This is a genomic window from Wenzhouxiangella sp. XN79A (assembly GCF_012272825.1).
GTDB lineage: Bacteria > Pseudomonadota > Gammaproteobacteria > Xanthomonadales > Wenzhouxiangellaceae.
Genome location: NZ_JAAWWS010000121.1, coordinates 1 through 15,909, shown reverse-complemented (window position 1 = coordinate 15,909; position 15,909 = coordinate 1). Strand labels below are relative to the sequence as shown.

16 protein-coding genes and 1 pseudogene are annotated in these 15,909 nt (G+C 65.9%); 11 read left to right on the top strand and 6 right to left on the bottom strand.

What is annotated here, in order from left to right; genetic code table 11:
- Positions 1 to 2: 2 nt before the first annotated feature.
- Positions 3 to 863: a polyamine aminopropyltransferase gene (gene speE / locus HFP89_RS00425; protein WP_168715664.1), complete on the bottom strand. Its 861-nt coding sequence runs from the start codon at positions 861 to 863 to the stop codon at positions 3 to 5.
- Between the two features lie 88 nt (positions 864 to 951).
- Here speE and speA point away from each other — a divergent pair, with 88 nt between their 5' ends.
- The 5 genes from speA (at position 952) to HFP89_RS00400 (ending at position 5,972) form a co-directional block, all read left to right on the top strand.
- A complete protein-coding gene (gene speA / locus HFP89_RS00420) occupies positions 952 to 2,826 on the top strand; it encodes a biosynthetic arginine decarboxylase (protein WP_168715663.1) in 1,875 nt (624 codons plus the stop codon).
- A 10-nt stretch (positions 2,827 to 2,836) separates the two neighbouring features.
- Positions 2,837 to 3,691 carry an NAD(P)-dependent oxidoreductase gene (locus HFP89_RS16255; protein WP_168715662.1) on the top strand — a complete coding sequence of 285 codons (855 nt, stop codon included), beginning with the start codon at positions 2,837 to 2,839 and terminating at the stop codon, positions 3,689 to 3,691.
- A 52-nt stretch (positions 3,692 to 3,743) separates the two neighbouring features.
- Positions 3,744 to 4,661: a haloalkane dehalogenase gene (locus HFP89_RS00410; RefSeq protein WP_168715661.1), complete on the top strand. Its 918-nt coding sequence runs from the start codon at positions 3,744 to 3,746 to the stop codon at positions 4,659 to 4,661.
- A gap of 14 nt (positions 4,662 to 4,675) precedes the next feature.
- Positions 4,676 to 5,434: a 2OG-Fe(II) oxygenase gene (locus HFP89_RS00405; RefSeq protein ID WP_168715703.1), complete on the top strand. Its 759-nt coding sequence runs from the start codon at positions 4,676 to 4,678 to the stop codon at positions 5,432 to 5,434.
- A gap of 76 nt (positions 5,435 to 5,510) precedes the next feature.
- Positions 5,511 to 5,972 carry a 2OG-Fe(II) oxygenase gene (locus HFP89_RS00400; RefSeq protein ID WP_168715660.1) on the top strand — a complete coding sequence of 154 codons (462 nt, stop codon included), beginning with the start codon at positions 5,511 to 5,513 and terminating at the stop codon, positions 5,970 to 5,972.
- A 151-nt stretch (positions 5,973 to 6,123) separates the two neighbouring features.
- Here HFP89_RS00400 and HFP89_RS00395 read toward each other — a convergent pair whose 3' ends face one another.
- Complete coding sequence (locus HFP89_RS00395; RefSeq protein ID WP_168715659.1) at positions 6,124 to 6,585, bottom strand: phosphate-starvation-inducible PsiE family protein; 462 nt, start codon at positions 6,583 to 6,585, stop codon at positions 6,124 to 6,126.
- Positions 6,586 to 6,721: 136 nt separating this feature from the next.
- Here HFP89_RS00395 and HFP89_RS00390 point away from each other — a divergent pair, with 136 nt between their 5' ends.
- Positions 6,722 to 7,600: an alpha/beta fold hydrolase gene (locus HFP89_RS00390; protein WP_168715658.1), complete on the top strand. Its 879-nt coding sequence runs from the start codon at positions 6,722 to 6,724 to the stop codon at positions 7,598 to 7,600.
- A complete protein-coding gene (locus HFP89_RS00385; protein ID WP_168715657.1) occupies positions 7,593 to 8,726 on the top strand; it encodes a sigma-70 family RNA polymerase sigma factor in 1,134 nt (377 codons plus the stop codon). The genes HFP89_RS00390 and HFP89_RS00385 overlap by 8 nt, the downstream gene beginning before the upstream one ends.
- 49 nt (positions 8,727 to 8,775) lie before the next feature.
- Here the strand turns inward: HFP89_RS00385 and HFP89_RS00380 are convergent, their stop codons facing one another.
- From HFP89_RS00380 to HFP89_RS00365, 4 genes are all read right to left on the bottom strand, one after another.
- Positions 8,776 to 9,159: a PIN domain-containing protein gene (locus HFP89_RS00380; RefSeq protein ID WP_206212161.1), complete on the bottom strand. Its 384-nt coding sequence runs from the start codon at positions 9,157 to 9,159 to the stop codon at positions 8,776 to 8,778.
- Positions 9,141 to 9,386 carry a CopG family transcriptional regulator gene (locus HFP89_RS00375; RefSeq protein ID WP_168715656.1) on the bottom strand — a complete coding sequence of 82 codons (246 nt, stop codon included), beginning with the start codon at positions 9,384 to 9,386 and terminating at the stop codon, positions 9,141 to 9,143. The genes HFP89_RS00380 and HFP89_RS00375 overlap by 19 nt, the downstream gene beginning before the upstream one ends.
- 153 nt (positions 9,387 to 9,539) lie before the next feature.
- Positions 9,540 to 11,687, bottom strand: a complete 2,148-nt coding sequence (gene recG, locus HFP89_RS00370) for an ATP-dependent DNA helicase RecG (protein WP_168715655.1) — start codon at positions 11,685 to 11,687, stop codon at positions 9,540 to 9,542.
- Positions 11,647 to 12,033, bottom strand: coding sequence for a RidA family protein (locus HFP89_RS00365; protein WP_168715654.1), 387 nt, complete (start codon positions 12,031 to 12,033; stop codon positions 11,647 to 11,649). Before HFP89_RS00365 ends, recG begins: the two co-directional genes overlap by 41 nt.
- 363 nt (positions 12,034 to 12,396) lie before the next feature.
- On the opposite strand from HFP89_RS00365, the gene HFP89_RS00360 reads away from it, so the two are divergent.
- The 4 genes and pseudogenes from HFP89_RS00360 to HFP89_RS00345 all read left to right on the top strand — a co-directional run.
- On the top strand, positions 12,397 to 13,317 hold the full coding sequence (locus tag HFP89_RS00360) for a DUF5677 domain-containing protein (RefSeq protein ID WP_168715653.1): 921 nt from the start codon (positions 12,397 to 12,399) through the stop codon (positions 13,315 to 13,317).
- A 106-nt stretch (positions 13,318 to 13,423) separates the two neighbouring features.
- Positions 13,424 to 14,305, top strand: a complete 882-nt coding sequence (locus tag HFP89_RS15760; protein WP_206212160.1) for a nucleotidyltransferase — start codon at positions 13,424 to 13,426, stop codon at positions 14,303 to 14,305.
- A complete protein-coding gene (locus tag HFP89_RS00355) occupies positions 14,283 to 14,903 on the top strand; it encodes an SLATT domain-containing protein (RefSeq protein WP_206212159.1) in 621 nt (206 codons plus the stop codon). Before HFP89_RS15760 ends, HFP89_RS00355 begins: the two co-directional genes overlap by 23 nt.
- Positions 14,904 to 15,084: 181 nt before the next feature.
- A pseudogene (locus HFP89_RS00345) lies at positions 15,085 to 15,909 on the top strand (IS3 family transposase); the annotation flags it as partial.

The window sequence follows — 15,909 nt, the reverse complement described above, 5'->3', positions numbered from 1 at the left end:
TTTCAGGGCAGCTGCGTGGCCAGCGCGCCGCGGTGGACGTCGGGGTTGTAGTAGCGCGTCTTGATGCCGCTGTCGGTGAAGCGCGCGGCGCTCGGCGGGGCCAGCACGCCGCCCTTGCGCGCCTGGGTGGCCGACCACCAGCCCGACGGGTAGCACGGCTGCGGGAAGCCCAGCGTCCTGATCGTGTCGAAGCCGGCCCGCTCCATGTTCTGACGGATGCCGGCGATCAGGTGCTGGTGGATCAGCGGCGATTCGCTCTGCTGGACCAGGATGCCGCCGTCGGCCAGGGCCCGGTGGCAGTCGGCGACGAAGTCGGGGCCGAACAGCCCTTCGGCCGGGCCGATCGGGTCGGTGGAGTCGACGATGATCACGTCCAGCGAGCCGGTCCCGGCGTTGCGGATCCAGGCCAGGCCGTCGTCGAAGACCAGCTCGGCGCGCGGGTCGTCGTTGCGTTCGCACAGTTCGGGGAAGTGCTTCTCGCTCAAACGGGTGACCTGCTCGTCGATCTCGCACTGCACGGCCGATTCCACCGAGGCGTGGCCCAGCACTTCGCGCAGCGTGCCGCAGTCGCCGCCGCCGATGATCGCGACCCGCTTCGGCGCCGGGTGACCGAACAGCGCCGGATGGACCAGCATCTCGTGGTACAGGAAGTTGTCCCGCGTGGTCAGCATCACGAAGCCGTCGATGACCATCAGGTTGCCCCAGTGCCGCGTCCGGTAGACGTCGATGGTCTGGAACTCGGTCTCGACGTGCTCGAGGTGGGCGTCGATCTGCCAGCCGACCACGCTGCCGGCATCCGCGCAGACTTCGGTGAACCAGGTCTTCGGGTCGAAGGGGGTGTCGTCGTTTGCGGCGGTGGACATGGCGTTCCGGGTGGCGAGGGGCGCAGACCCGTATTCTAGCGGCGCCGCCGCACGTACAATGCGGGGTCCTTCGAAGCGGAAGTTCAGCATGGCCCAGGATTCCATCGACGCGGCGCGCCGACGCTATTCGATCCCGCAGTGGTCCGAAGGCTTCTTCGACGTCGATGCCGAGGGCCACCTGGTCGCGCGTCCGGACGGCGGCGACGACACCATCGCGTTGACCGGGATCGCCTCGCAGGCGCGCGCCCAGGGCCTGCGGCTGCCGCTGCTGGTGCGCTTTCCCGATATTCTCCGGCGCCGAGCGCACGACCTTCGCGATGCGTTCCGCGGCGCGATCGAGGCGACCGGCTATTCGGGCCGGTACACCTCGGTCTACCCGGTCAAGGTCAACCAGCAGGCCTCGGTGGTCGGCACGCTGGCCTCGGTCGACGGCATGGGCCTGGAGGCCGGCAGCAAGCCCGAGCTGATCACCGCGCTGGCCGTCGCCGCGCCCGGCCGGACCATCATCTGCAACGGCTACAAGGACGCACCGTACATCCGCCTGGCGCTCAGCGGCCGCAAGCTGGGCCTGAACGTGATCATCGTCATCGAAAAGCCCGGCGAGTGGCCGCTGATCCGTCGCGAGGCCCGCGCCCTGGGCATCGATCCGGTGGTCGGCGTGCGGCTGCGGCTGTCGGCGCTGGGCACCGGCAACTGGCAGAACACCGGCGGCGAGCGGGCCAAGTTCGGTCTCAACGCCATGCAGCTGGTCGAGCTGGTCGAGACGCTCAGAGAGGACGAGGCGCTGGATGCGCTGGAGCTGCTGCACTTCCACATGGGCTCGCAGATCTCGAACCTGCGCGATATCCAGCACGGCGTGCGCGAGGCCGCGCGCTACTACGCCGAACTGCACGCCGCCGGCGTGCCGATCCGCTGTGTCGATATCGGCGGCGGGCTCGGCGTCGACTACGAGGGCGGGCGCTCGCGCACCTTCTGCTCGATGAACTATTCGGTCGAGCAGTACGCCCAGGCCATCGTCGGCGGCCTCGGCGACCTGTGCCGCGAGCGCGAACTTCCGATGCCCGACCTGGTTTCGGAGTCCGGCCGCGCGCTGACCGCCCACCACGCGGTGCTGATCACGAACGTCACGGCCACCGAGCGGTTCCCGCGCGGGCTGGAGTTCGCGCTGGAGTCCGACACCCACCCGGTCGTCGTCCACCTGGCCACGCTGCTGGCCGAGGTCGACCGCCGCGAGGCCGAGGAGTGCTTCCTCGAGGCCGAGCACTGGCTGGAGGAGGGGCGCAACCTGTTCCTGTACGGCGACCTGGCGCTGAGCGACCGGGCCCGGCTCGAGCCGCTGTACTTCGCGGTCCTCGAGCGCGTCGCCGAGCGGCTCGATCCCGATCACCGCCGCCACCGCGAGCTGCGCGAGCGGATCCGCTTCCTGCTGTCGGACAAGTACTTCATCAACCTGTCGATCTTCCAGTCGCTGCCCGACGTCTGGGCGATCGACCAGGTGTTCCCGATCGTGCCGCTGCAGCGGCTCGACGAGAGCCCGACCCGGCGCGCGGTGCTCGAGGACCTGACCTGCGACTCCGACGGGCGGATCGACCAGTACGTCGAGCGCGGCCTGCTCGAACCGACCCTGCCGGTCCACGAGATCCGGCCCGGCGAGAACTACCTGCTCGGCGTGTTCATGGCCGGCGCCTACCAGGAAACCCTGGGCGACATCCACAACCTGTTCGGCGACACCGACAGCGTCGACGTGGTGCGGCACGAGGACGGCTTCGTGCTGCGCAACGCGCGCCCCGGCGACACCGCCGACAGCCTGCTGGAACTGGTCGGCTACCAGCCGCGCCAGCTGCTGGCCGCCTGCCGGGCCAAGGTCGCCTCGGCCGGGCTGGAGCGGGCCGAGGCCGACGCGATCGAGCGCCTGCTGACCGAGGGGCTTTCGGCCTACACCTACCTGGAAACCAGCGGATGAGGCGCCGGGCGTGAAGACCGGCTGGATCGGGCTGGGCGCGATGGGCGCGCCGATGGCCGGCCACCTCCAGGCCGCCGGCTTGCTGGTCGGGGCCTGGAACCGGGGCGAGGCGCGCCGCGCGGCGTTCGCCGAGCAGCAGCCCGCCGCCCGGCTCGCGGAGTCTCCCGAGGCGCTGGCCGGTGACGTCGAGGTGCTGGCGCTGTGCGTGTCGGCCGATCCCGACCTGGCCGCCGTGCTCGACCGGGTCGAAGCCCGGCTCCGGCCGGGTACGATCGTCGTCGATCATTCCACCGTCTCGCCGGCCGCGGCCCGGGCGGCGGCCGAGCGGCTGGCCGCGCGCGACGTGGCCTTCGTCGACGCGCCGGTGACCGGCGGCGTCGAGGGCGCCAGGAACGGCCAGCTGGCGATCATGGCCGGCGGCGACGAGCTCGCGTTCGAACGGCTGGCGCCGGTGTTCGCCGCCTACGGCAAGGTCTGGCGTCACCTCGGCCCAGCCGGCAGCGGCCAGTCGGCCAAGGCGGTCAACCAGCTGATCGTCGCCGGCATCGCCGAGGCGGTCTGCGAGGCGCTGGCGCTGGTCGAGAAGCTGGACCTGCCACGCGAGGCCATGCTGGAGCTGCTCGGCGGCGGCGCGGCCGGCAACTGGTTCCTCGACAAGCGCGGCCGGAGCATGCTCGACGATTCGTTCGACGTCGGCTTCGAACCGGCCCTGCTGTTGAAGGACCTGAAGATCTGCAAAGCGCTGGCCGACGAGGCCGGTTTCGGGTCCACGGTGCTGCCGGGCGCGCTGGCCGACTACCAGCGGCTGGTCGACGGCGGCGAAACCGGCAAGGACATCTCGGCCTTGATCCGCATCAAGCGCTGACCGCCCGATCCGCGCGAGGATCGGACTCCGACCTTTCGAGCTGGAGCCTGCCATGGAATACCTGCGCACCCCCGACGACCGTTTTGCCTCGCTGCCCGACTGGCCGTTCGCGCCGCACTACCTGTTCGTCGATGACACCGAGGGCGGCCAGCTGCGCATGCACTATGTCGATGAAGGCCCGCACGACGCCCCGCCGGTGCTGCTGCTGCACGGCGAGCCGAGCTGGAGCTACCTGTACCGCCATATGATCCCGCCGCTGGTCGCGGCCGGCCACCGGGTGATCGCACCCGACCTGATCGGCTTCGGCCGCTCCGACAAGCCGGTCCGCCAGGCCGACTACAGCTACGCCCGCCACGCCCAGTGGCTGGCCTCGGCCATCGCCCAGCTCGAACTGACCGACATCACCCTGTTCTGCCAGGACTGGGGCGGCCTGCTGGGGCTGCGCCTGGTCGGCGAGCGTCCCGACGGCCGCTTCGCCCGCGTGATCGCGGCCAACACCTTCCTGCCGACCGGCGAGGCACCGATCGGCGAGGCCTTCGAGCAATGGCGCACCTTCTCGCAGACGGTGTCGGACTTTTCCGCCGGCAGCATCGTCGACCAGGGCAGCGTGCGCGGGCTGGACCCGGCCGTGCGGGCCGCCTACGACGCGCCGTTTCCGCGCGAATCGTTCAAGGCCGGCGCGCGATCCTTCCCGCTGCTGGTGCCGACCGAACGCGACGACCCGCAAGCCGTCGCCAACCGCGATGCGTGGAAAGGCCTGGCGATGTTCGAACGCCCGTTCCTGACCGCCTTCGGCGACAGCGACCCGATCATGCAGGGCGCCGACCGGGTCCTGCAGCAGCGCATTCCCGGCGCGGCCGGTCAGCCGCACGTGACGCTCGAGCGGGCCGGGCACTTCCTGCAGGAAGACCAGGGCCCGCGGCTGGCTGAAATCGTCCACGAATTCATCGAGAATACGCGCGAGCCCTGATCGCGCCCGATCGAATGTCGACGACCACCCGAACCGTACTCCGTGACCCGTTTCCGCCGGGCCGCACCGAGCCGTGCTTCTGCGGCAGCGGCCGCCGCTTCAAGCACTGCTGCGGCAATACCGCACCCGATCGCGACCTGCCGGCCGGCATCGGCATCGTGCCGGATTTCCTCGACGCCGAGGCCTGCCGCTCGATGGTCGAGTACGCGCAGCGGTGCGACACCCGGCGGCTGAAGGTCGTCGACCTCGAGCGCTCGACGCCCGACAGGATCATCGAGATCGACGACGATCGCCGCGTCACCGAGTGGGTCGACCTGGGCGACGCGCGCGCGACGCTGGACGGCTGGGTCGAACGCGCGCTCAACGACATCATCGCGCCCGAAGTCGGTCGCAGCTTCGCCTGGTACGAACGATCGCAGCTGCTGAAATACACCCCCGGCGGGTTCTACGACGGCCACGCCGACAGCGACCACATCCACACGCCCACCGGGCGCTGGCAGAAGGTGCTGGACCGCGACATCAGCCTGCTGATCTACCTCAACGACGAGTACGAGGGCGGCACGCTGCACTTCGAGCATTTCGACTACACGCTGCGGCCGAAGTCCGGAATGCTGGTCTATTTCCCGTCCGACGTGCGCTACATGCACACCGCGCAGTCGGTGACCGCCGGCCTGCGCTACGCCGTGGTCAGCTGGGCGGCCTTCGACGAGGAGCCGCGGGTCAAGCAGCAGCCGCCGGACAACGCGATCGGAATCGACCGCCCGGACCGGTGAACCCGCAGGGCTTCGACACCATCGATCCGCCGGTCCGGGCGCCGTTTCCGCCCGGCCGCCGCACGGCATCTTCGTGGTGCCCGATTTCCTTTCCGCCGAGGCCTGCGCCGCGCTGCGCGAGCGCATCGACGCGCTGCCGTCGGAGCGGCTGAAGGTGGTCGATCTCGAACGGTCCACGGCCGAGGAGGTGGTCCGGACCTACGACGACCGGCGGGTCACCGAACGCGTGGCCGTCGGTGGCCTGCAGGACGAGCTCGACAAGATGGTCCGGCGTGCGCTGACCGAGACCATCGCGCCGGCCGTCGATCGCGGCGTTTCGTGGTTCGAAGCGCCGCAGCTGCTGCGCTATCGGCCCGGCGGCTTCTACCGGGGCCACGCCGACAGCGACAACTTCTTTTCTGACGAAGGCGTCTGGAAGAAGACCCTGGATCGCGACATCAGTCTGCTGCTCTACCTCAACGACGACGACCAGGGCGGCCGACTCGATTTCCAACACTTCGAGTACTCGCTGCGGCCGCGCGCCGGCATGCTGGTGTAGTTCCCCTCCGACGTCCGTTACCTGCATGCAGCGCGGCCGGTGACCGACGGGCTGCGCTACGCGATCGTCCGCTGGGCGGCGTTTCGCGACGAACCCCGGGTGATGACCCGGCCGCCGGACGCGGCGCGCCTGCTCTGAGTGCTGGGGTCGATCAGCGAGGGTCGCGGTCGTCGTCCGAAGCGGGCTCGCCGTTGCGCTTGAACCGGACCTTCAGCATGATCGCCGCGGCGACCGCCAGCAGCAGGATCGCGGCGGCCTCGTACAACACCGCCTGCGGCTCCATGTCCTTGCCCTGCAGCACGATCAGCCGCGACAGCGCGGTGATCGCGATGAAGATCGGGTAGAGGAACGGCGACCCCTTGCCGGAATAGAACACCGCGATCATCGCGATGACCTCGGTATAGAGGAACATCAACAGGATGTCGGCCAGCGTGACGGCGCGCAGGTCGATGACCCGGAAGACCTCCAGGCCGGCGGCGGCCAGCACCATCATCGCGGTCAGGATCAGCAGGCCCTTTTCGATGTTCTGGAAGGCCGCCAGCGCAACGCGGTCGGTCCGGTCGGTGCGCGTCACGTCGTCTTCGGCGATCGGGTCGTCGTCGCTGCCGGGCATGGCTCGGCCTCCGAACGGTAGGTCCTGTCAGCGTAGCACCCATGAAGGGTCGATGACCGATCCGGTCCGTTGTCCGTCACATTTCCGGTGCGTCTGCGTCCCTTGTGTTCGAACCCATGAACACGAGGACCCGATCATGCGCACCTTCCTTCGAACCACTCTGGCCCCCTTGCTTCTGCTTCTGACCGCGACCGCCAGCGCCGACCCCTACCGCGTCGAGTCGTCCGGCGAGGGCCGGGCCGTCTATCTGGTGCCGGGCCTGGCCAGCCCCGGCTGGGTCTGGGACGACCTGGCCGCGCGGCTGCGCGCGGCCGGCTACCGCACCCACGTGCTGATCCTGGCCGGGTTTGCCGGCGAGCCGCCGCTGGACGGCGACGGGCCGTTCCTGCCGAGGGTCCGCGACGCGCTGGCCGCCGAGCTCGAAGCCGGTCCCGGCGGCCGGCCGGTGGTGATCGGACATTCGCTCGGCGGCTTCCTGGCGTTCTGGCTGGCGGCGACCGAACCCGACCGGCTGGCCGGTGCGATCGCGGTCGACGGCGTGCCGTTCTACAGCGGCCTGGCCGGAGAAGACGTGACCGCCGAATCGCAGCGCCCGGCCGCGGCGCAGATGGCGTCCTTCATGGCCAGCCTGACCGACGAACAGTTCGCGCAGCAGAACCGGATGAGCCTGCAGGTGATGGTCGCCGATCCCGGTCAGCGAGCGCGGGTGGCCGAGGACAGCGCCCGCTCCGATCCGGCCACCGTCGGACGCGCGGTGGCCGAAATCATGACCACCGATCTGCGGCCGCTGATGAGCGGGGTGGATGTGCCGGTGCTGCTGGTGCAGGCCGCCGACAGCGGCGGCAACGAGGCGATGCGCCGCGCCTACGCCCGCCAGGTCGAAGCGATCCCGGATCACCGTCACGTGGTCGCCGAACGGGGGCGTCACTTCGTCCAGCTCGACGATCCGGACTTCCTGGCCGCGCAGGTGCTGGACTTCCTCGCGCGAATCGAAGAGGCTGACGGTCATGAGTGAAGTCGCGACGCTGGTTCAGCGCCACCTGCCTGCCGCGCGGGCCGGCGACCGCCGCGCGTTCAGCGCCCTGGTCGCCGCGACCCAGGGCACCGTGGCCAGCATCGCGCTGGCCATCGTCCGCGACGTCCAGTACAGCGAGGACGTCGCCCAGGAGGTCTACCTGACGGTCTGGTCGAAGCTCGACGAGCTGCGCAACGACGACAGCTTCCTGCCGTGGCTGCGGGAAATGACCCGCAACCGGGCGCGTGATTTCCTGCGCTGTCGCCGGGCCCGTCCCGGGGACGAGCCGAACGCCGATCCCGACGCCGCGCTGGCGCAGCTGGCGGCGGCCGACCGGACCGCCGATTCCGTCGAGGTCGATGAACGGCGGCGGGCGCTCGACGAAGCCTTCGAAGAGCTTCCGCCCGACGCTCGCGAGGTGCTGACCCTCTACTACCGCGAGGGCGAATCGACGGCGCAGGTCGCCGCGCTGCTCGGCCTGCGGCCTGCGACGGTCCGCCAGCGGCTGTCGCGCGCTCGAAAGGCGCTGACCGCCGGCGTCGAACGTGCGCTGGCCAACGACCTGGTCCGGACCGCGCCGGGCGCGGCGTTCACCGCCGCCTTCGCGGGCCTGCTGACCACCGCATCGCCGCCGGCCGCGGCCGCGGCGGTCGCAATGGGGCTGGGCAGCAAATCGATCCTGAAACTGGCCGCCACCGCCGGGCTCGGCCTGGCGTTCGCGCTGCTCGGTGGAATCGCCGGCGTGGTCTTCGGCATCCGACCGCACCTGAAGACCGCCTTCGACGAACGCGAGCGCCTCGAACTCCTGGCACATCGGCGGAAGGGGATCATTGCCGTGGTCGCGGCCGTCCTGGGTTTTGCGGTATCGCCGTTCGTGCCGGGCCCGTGGTGGCCGATCGCGGTGTTCGTGCTGTTCTTCAGCGCGATCGCCTGGCAGACGATGGTCGCCATCCCGAAGACACTGGCCCGGCGGCTGGCCCACGAGCGCGCCGTCGATCCGGCCGCCGAAGCGCGACACCGCCGCCAGCGGATCTGGTGCTGGGTCGGTCTGGTCGGTGGTGGACTGTCGGGCTTCGGCGGGCTGATCGTCGGGCTGGTGTCGTCCGGTCGGCTACCGCTGGGCTGAGCGCGGGGCGCTGCGCCCACTTTTCCCGAACGAGAGTGACGACCAGTGACTACAGGCGATAGGGCACCAGGACCGCCACTTCGTCGCCGTCCTGGAAATCGCGCGTGTTGCGGGTGACCAGCGTCAGGTCATGATGCTTCGCGAACGCGGCCTGGATCGCATCGGGCAGTTTCCAGCGCTGGATTCGCCGCAGACGCGCGGCAGAGTCGGCGATCTCCGTGGTCAGCGGCAGGGTCGGGAACGCGTTCAGCACCGCCAGGGCCAGCGGCTCCGACTCCTTGGAAAACCCGGTGAGCACTTCGGCACGGGTGATGACCGAGAGCGCGCAGGCCGCCGCGTGGTCCGAAACGAACGTCGTTGCCGATGCGATGCCGTTGAAGTGGTCGATGAGAATGACCGAGTCGAGCAGGTACTTCAATCGCCCGTGCCCCATTCGTCACGGATCCGGTCCTGAACGACCAGGCCGTCCTCCTGGCGCCAGATGCCGGCCGTCCGAGCCAGCAGGTCCTGAAGGTCCTCGCGGCCGTGACTTTCCTCGCGAAGCCGGTAGGCCTTCACCGCGCGCCGCACCACTTCCGTCATCGCAACTTGCTCGCTCCGGGCCCGGCGATCGAGCCAGTCCTTGTCCTCGGGGTCCAGGTTGATGATGGTGCGTGTCATGGGCAGAGTGATATCGGAAGAACATTCCAACGATATCACTTAGCGGTCAGCGCGGCAAGGCCGCGTCGTCCGAAGCCCCACGCGCGATTGGCGAGGGCGATTGGCGAGGGCGATTGGGCCGGACGGGGGCCTGCGGATTGGCCCGCGCGGGCGTCAGACGTCGGCGAACTGTTCCGAATCGCCGATCCAGCGCTGGATCAGGACGTCGACATCGGCGCGCTTCAGGGACCTGGCCAGCTCGGGCACCTGCTCGACGCGGTCGGCGTCGCGGGCCAGGTCGGCGATGCGGAAGCGCAGCATGCCGGTCTGGCGCGTTCCGAGCACCTCACCCGGCCCGCGCAGTTCCAGGTCGCGCTCGGCAATGCGGAAGCCGTCCGTCGTCTCGCGCATCACCTCCAGCCGCGCCTTGGCCAGCTCGCCCAGCGGCGGCTTGAACATCAGCACGCAGGCCGCCTGCTCGCTGCCGCGGCCGACCCGGCCCCGGAGCTGGTGCAGCTGCGACAGGCCGAGCCGCTCGGCGTTCTCGATGATCATCAGCCCGGCGTTGGGCACGTCGACGCCCACTTCGATCACCGTGGTCGCGACCAGCAGGTGAATCTCGCCGGCCTTGAAGCGCGCCATTACCGCCTGCTTGTCGCGCGCCTTCATCCGGCCGTGGACCAGGCCGACGTCGAAGTCCGGGAGCTGCGCCTTCAATGCCTCCCACGTGGTCTCGGCCGCCTCGGCCTCGAGCAGGTCGGACTCCTCGATCAGCGGGCAGACCCAGTAGGCCTGGTGCCCGGCCGCGAGCTGGGCGCGAATGCGCTCGACCAGCTCGCCTCGACGGTCGTCACGGATCAGCGCCGTCGTCACAGGCTTGCGGCCCGGAGGCAGTTCGTCGATCACCGAGACTTCGAGGCCTGCATAGGCCGTCATGGCCAGCGTGCGCGGGATCGGAGTCGCAGTCATCACCAGCTGATGGGGGATGCGTGATTGTCCACGACCCGTATCTTCTGCACCCTTGGCCGCCAATGCCAGCCGTTGACCGACGCCGAAGCGGTGCTGTTCATCGACCACGACCAGCCGCAGCCGATCGAACTCGACGCCTTCCTGGAACAGCGCGTGGGTGCCGATCGCCAGCGGCGCGCCGGCGGCGAGCTTCTCCAGCGCTTCCTGGCGCGCCTTGCCCTTGACCTTGCCGGCCAGCCAGACGGCTTCGATGCCCAGCGGATCGAACCATCGGCTGAAGTTCTCCCGGTGCTGCTCGGCCAGGATCTCCGTCGGCGCGATGATCGCCGCCTGCGCGCCGGCGCCGATCGCCTGGGCCACGGCGGCCGCGGCGACGAGCGTCTTGCCCGACCCGACGTCGCCCTGCAGCAGTCGCCGCATCGGGCGCGTACCGGAAAGGTCGGCGGCAATCTCGCCGATCACCCGGGTCTGCGCCCCGGTCGGCGTGAACGGGAACTCCGCCAGCAGCCGGTCGACCAGCCCGGTGTTGTCGATCAAGGAGTCCGCGTGCTGCTTCGCCCGCGCCCGGTTCAGCCGGGCCAGCGCCAGGTGATGAGCCAGCAGCTCCTCCAGCGCCAGCCGCTGCACGGCCGGGTCGTAGCCGTCGATCAGTGCGTCGAGGTTGGCGGTGGCGGCCGGGCGGTGGATGGCGGCCAGCGCGTCGGCCAGCGTGCCCAGCCCCTGGACGTTACCCAACGGGTCGGGCAGGGCCAGCGATCCGTTCAGTGCACGATCCACCGTCTCCAGGATCCGCTCGGCCAGCTTCGCCTGGCCCAGCCCGGCGGTGGTCGGGTAGACCGGCGTCAGGTGATCGGGCAACGGCGGATCAAAGCCTTCCCGGATCACCTGGCACTGCGGGTGGGCCATCTCGTAGCCCTCGGGCCCGAAGCGGACCTCACCGAAGCAGCGCATCGCGTTGCCGACGGCGAACTGCCGCTGCTGGCTGGGGTAGAAGTTGAAGAAGCGCAGCACCACCTGGCCGCTGTCGTCGGCGAGCACGACCAGCAGGCTCTTGCGCCGCCCGAAGCGGACCTCCTGGTGGGTGACCCGGCCCTGGACCAGGGTCGTGGTCGACGGCCGCAGCCGGCCGATCGGCGTGATCCGCGTCCGGTCCTCGTAGCGCAGCGGCCGATGGAACAGCAGGTCGATCTCGTCGACCAGGCCCAGTGCCTTGAACTTCGCCGCAATCGCTGGCCCCACGCCGTGCAGCTCGGCGATGGGGCGCGGCGCTTCGTTCGACGGCTTCGAAGCCACGTTCCGGCCAGCGGCTCGTTCAGCCCGGGATGTGCGCGATCGCGTCCATCTCCACGTCAACGCCCTTCGGCAGCGCCGCGACCTGCACCGCGGCGCGGGCCGGGTAGGGCTCGACGAAGTACTCGGCCATGATCGCGTTGACCTCGGCGAAGCGTCCCAGGTCGGTCAGGAACACGTTCAGCTTGCAGATGTCGTCGAGCCCGCCGCCGGCTCCGCGGCAGACCGCGGCCAGGTTGTCGAAGACGCGCCGCACGCGGGACTCGAAGTCACCGTCGATGACCTCGCCGCTGGCCGGGTCGAGCGGAATCTGGCCGGACAGGTAGACCGTGTCGCCGGCGCGCGTGGCCTGGGAGTAGGGGCCGATGGCGGCCGGGGCGGAATCGGTGTGGATGGGCTGCTTGGGCATGGCGTCGGGTCCCGGAATCGGAAAGGGTTGAGGATATACCGAGCGGCGTCGGCGGGCCGGGTTGGAATCGGCGGGTGGAGGCTCGGATCGTTCGGAATCTAGAGGCTTTGGCCGACCGCGGCGATAGGAAATCCGCCCGAGGTTGTAAAGGGAACTTGCGTGATAGCCGGCGATTGTGCAGGATAGCTACAGACGAGCTGTGGGGCAGGGCGTTGAAAATCAGAGGCTTGGTAAATCCAACCCGCGAAAACACGCGTGCTAACGCGCATTTTTGCGCGCCTACTCGCTACACAGCACTTTCGCCACATATTTCATAGTTATACGCCACTCAACTTTCGTGCTACGCAATAGGTTTCAGTACAAATGAGAACAGAGGAAGCAGCCAAACCGGGAGAGCAAGAGCCCGATCTATGTTCCCATCTTAATCAGCTCCAGGATTTGGTTGATCAATTAGGCACTGCTTCGATCGACGATGTCGGAATGTATGGATGCATGCTCCGAGCGGCATTGGTCAAAAGCTTTGAGTTTGCGTTGGTTGCCAGTGCTGAAGAACCGTTGCCACACACGTTTTTCTTGACCTCAACGCTGCGAGGAATTTGTGAAGATCTGATCGCACTTACATTTATATCGCGACTTGAGCCGGACGATCGAGACGAAGCACTAGCCCACCTGATGGCCGCCAATATACGTGAAGGCATAGAGTCTCAGAGCGAATTTTTTGAAGAAGTTAGGCCGTGGCAGCCTGTCCTGAAACCAAATGATAAACCGAACGTATCAACGGACAAGGAACTGCGAGCTTTAGCCAAGAAACTAGGTTGGAGTGGTCGAAAACCTTGGCCTAGTGTTTGGTACATGGCTAAATCTGAGGGTTTAGAAACTTTGTATCGCTATCTCTATTCAGCAACCTCAAAGTGGGTGCACTTTAGCCCTCAAGTTCTCTTGCGTATGGGATGGGGCGGAAGCAAAGATGATATTGGAAACCATACAAAGTGGAAGTTCACAACTTCACACTTCGTCAAGTATTACGCTGAATTTAACCGGGTTTACTCGACGATGCTGCTTGCCAAATTGTTCAAGGGGCCGGCGGATGAAATTATTCCAAAAGAAGCTGTGGCAAATGTCGACGGGATAGAGCATTGTATCGATCAGATACTTCGATGGCCGGAGGCAGTCACTTTTGAAGAGCTGAATGTATCGGGGCCAAACCCCTTTGTTCGAATTGCTCTCAAGGTAGCTCACGAAAGTAAAGAAAAAGACGATGAGGTCAGTGAGGGTGGCGTATAACAATTCGTTGCACCGGACATTTGACCCGCTGCCCATTTTTGCTTTCGCAAAAACAGGCATCGCCTCAAATGCCGGTGAACTCAGGTGTTAGCCTTGGGAAGATGACATGGGACTAGGAGAATGGTTCAGCGTGTTCTGCACGAATATCCAAGTGCAGGATGGCGGGACGATCTCGTCGCGCTACAAGGCGATGACGCGTCGCCTTAACACGGACTTCTGGGGAACGTCTTCGGACACGTCGCAGAGTCTCTATGTCGGCTCATATGGACGTAATACGGCAATTCGTGGTTTCAGTGATCTGGACATGATTATGCAGTTGCCCTATTCGGTTTACGAGAAGTACAACAATTACTCAGGCAACGGCCAATCGGCGCTCCTTCAGGCTGTTAAGACATCGATCGAGAGAACTTACTCCACGACAAGCATCCGTGGAGACGGACAGGTCATCTTGGTGCCGTTCACGGATGGAATTACCTTCGAGGTCGTTCCCGCCTTTATCAACAAGGACGACAGCTACACTTATCCCGACGCGAACAACGGCGGCCGTTGGCGAACAACAAACCCAAAGCCCGAGATATCCGCCATCAGAACGAGAAATACCAACTGCAACGGCAACCTTGTGCCGCTGTGCCGAATGATGCGCGCATGGAAGAGAAAGTGGGATGTGCCGATTGGCGGCCTCCTTGTTGATACGCTGGCCTACCAGTTCATAGATGGTTGGCCATACAAGGACAAGTCCTACCTTTACTACGACTACATGTGCCGAGACTTCTTCCGGTTCATGGCTGACCAAGACAAGGAGAAGGAGTACTGGAAAGCCCCTGGTAGCGGGCAGTATGTCTATGGAAAAGGTCTTTTTCAGTGGAAAGCGACACGATGTTACAACATTGCACTTGAGGCAATTAGCCACGAAACCGCTACTCCAAAGCGAGAATGGTCAGCTAAGCAAAAATGGAGAGAGATTTTTGGAAACTCATTCCCAGACTGAAGATACGCCTGACTCACGTGCTATCCTTGAAGGCCAGTTACGCGAGTGTTTCGGTCGCGTTGTGTATACACACAAGACGCATGAGAAATGCGCCGATATTCTACTCCTGCGATTATCAAGGATAAAACTATGGCAAATCATTCTGTCTGCCATAACAACAGCAGGATTCATTGGTGCCGTCTTCGGCGCAGGGCAGATTGGTGCCTTGATCGGCGTGCTGGTGTCAACCGCTCTATTGGCATTCAACGCCTATACCAAGAATTACGACCTGGGTGAACTTGCGCAAAAGCACAGACAAGCCGGTGCCGACTTATGGATTATCAGGGAAAAGTACCTTTCCCTGATCACAGACCTGAAGATGAGAGAGAAGCCGATTGAATCTCTTCAAGGAGAGCGAGATTCGCTCCTTAATGAACTGCACGCAGTATATGCGGGTGCGCCAAGCACCAAGTATGAGGCTTACCGGAAAGCGCAAGAGGCGCTTCAGAGGCTGGAAGACATGACTTTCTCGGATGAAGAGATTGACGCCTTTTTGCCAAAAGAACTAAAAAAGGCTAACAAGGCCAATGCAGTCGACGCTCGTACCTCGCGCGGCTGATTGGCGACGTTATATGTCTCACATGACTAACGAGGTGATAGCTGCATACGCAGTTTCAATTTTGATCGCTTTTATTGCCACCTATCTGGCGAACAGGAAGCTTAATGAGTTGAGATTGAATCGCCCCGGATTTCCTGGACACCTCTGAGCCATCTTATGATGGCCGAAATGGAGGTGCCAGATGAGCAGAAAGCGGTACACGGAAGAGTTCAAGATCGAAGCGGTTCGGCAGGTCACGGACCGGGGTCATTCGGTCGGCGAGGTTGCGGGACGACTGGGGATCACCACGCACAGTCTCTACGCCTGGATCAAGAAGTTCGGATCGAAGGACCGGGCCAGCCTGGAGCACGATGAGGCGCAGCGCGAGCTGCAGCGTCTCAAGGCCGAGTTGAAGCGCGTCGAGGAGGAGCGCGACATTCTAAAAAAGGCCGCAACGTACTTCGCCAAGGAGTCCGGGTGAAGTACGGGTTCATTCAGGCCCACCGCAAGGAGTTCCGGGTGCGCACGATGTGCCGGGTGCTCGAGGTGCATCCCAGCGGCTTCTACGCCTGGCTGAAGGCGCCGTGCTCGCAGCGTTTTAAGGAAGATCAGCGCCAGACCGGCCTGATCAAGCAGTCCTGGCTGGAGAGTGGCGCGGTGTACGGGTATCGAAAGATCCATGACGACCTGAGGGACCTGGGTGAAGAGATCGGCAAGCATCGGGTCTACCGGCTGATGCGCGCGGCAGGCCTCCGGGCCGAAGTGGGCTACCGGAAGCGTCGCAGCTACAACGGCGGAAAGCCGGCGGTGGTAGCGGAGAACCTGCTTGACCGTCAGTTCGATCCAGACCAACCCAATCGCGCCTGGGTCACGGACATCACGATGATCCGGACCTACGAGGGCTGGCTGTACCTGGCCGTGGTGCTCGATCTGTTCTCCCGCCAGGTCGTCGGCTGGTCGATGCAGTCGAGGATGCAGGCGGACCTGGTGCTCAAGGCGCTGGTCATGGCGGTCTGGAAGCGCAAGC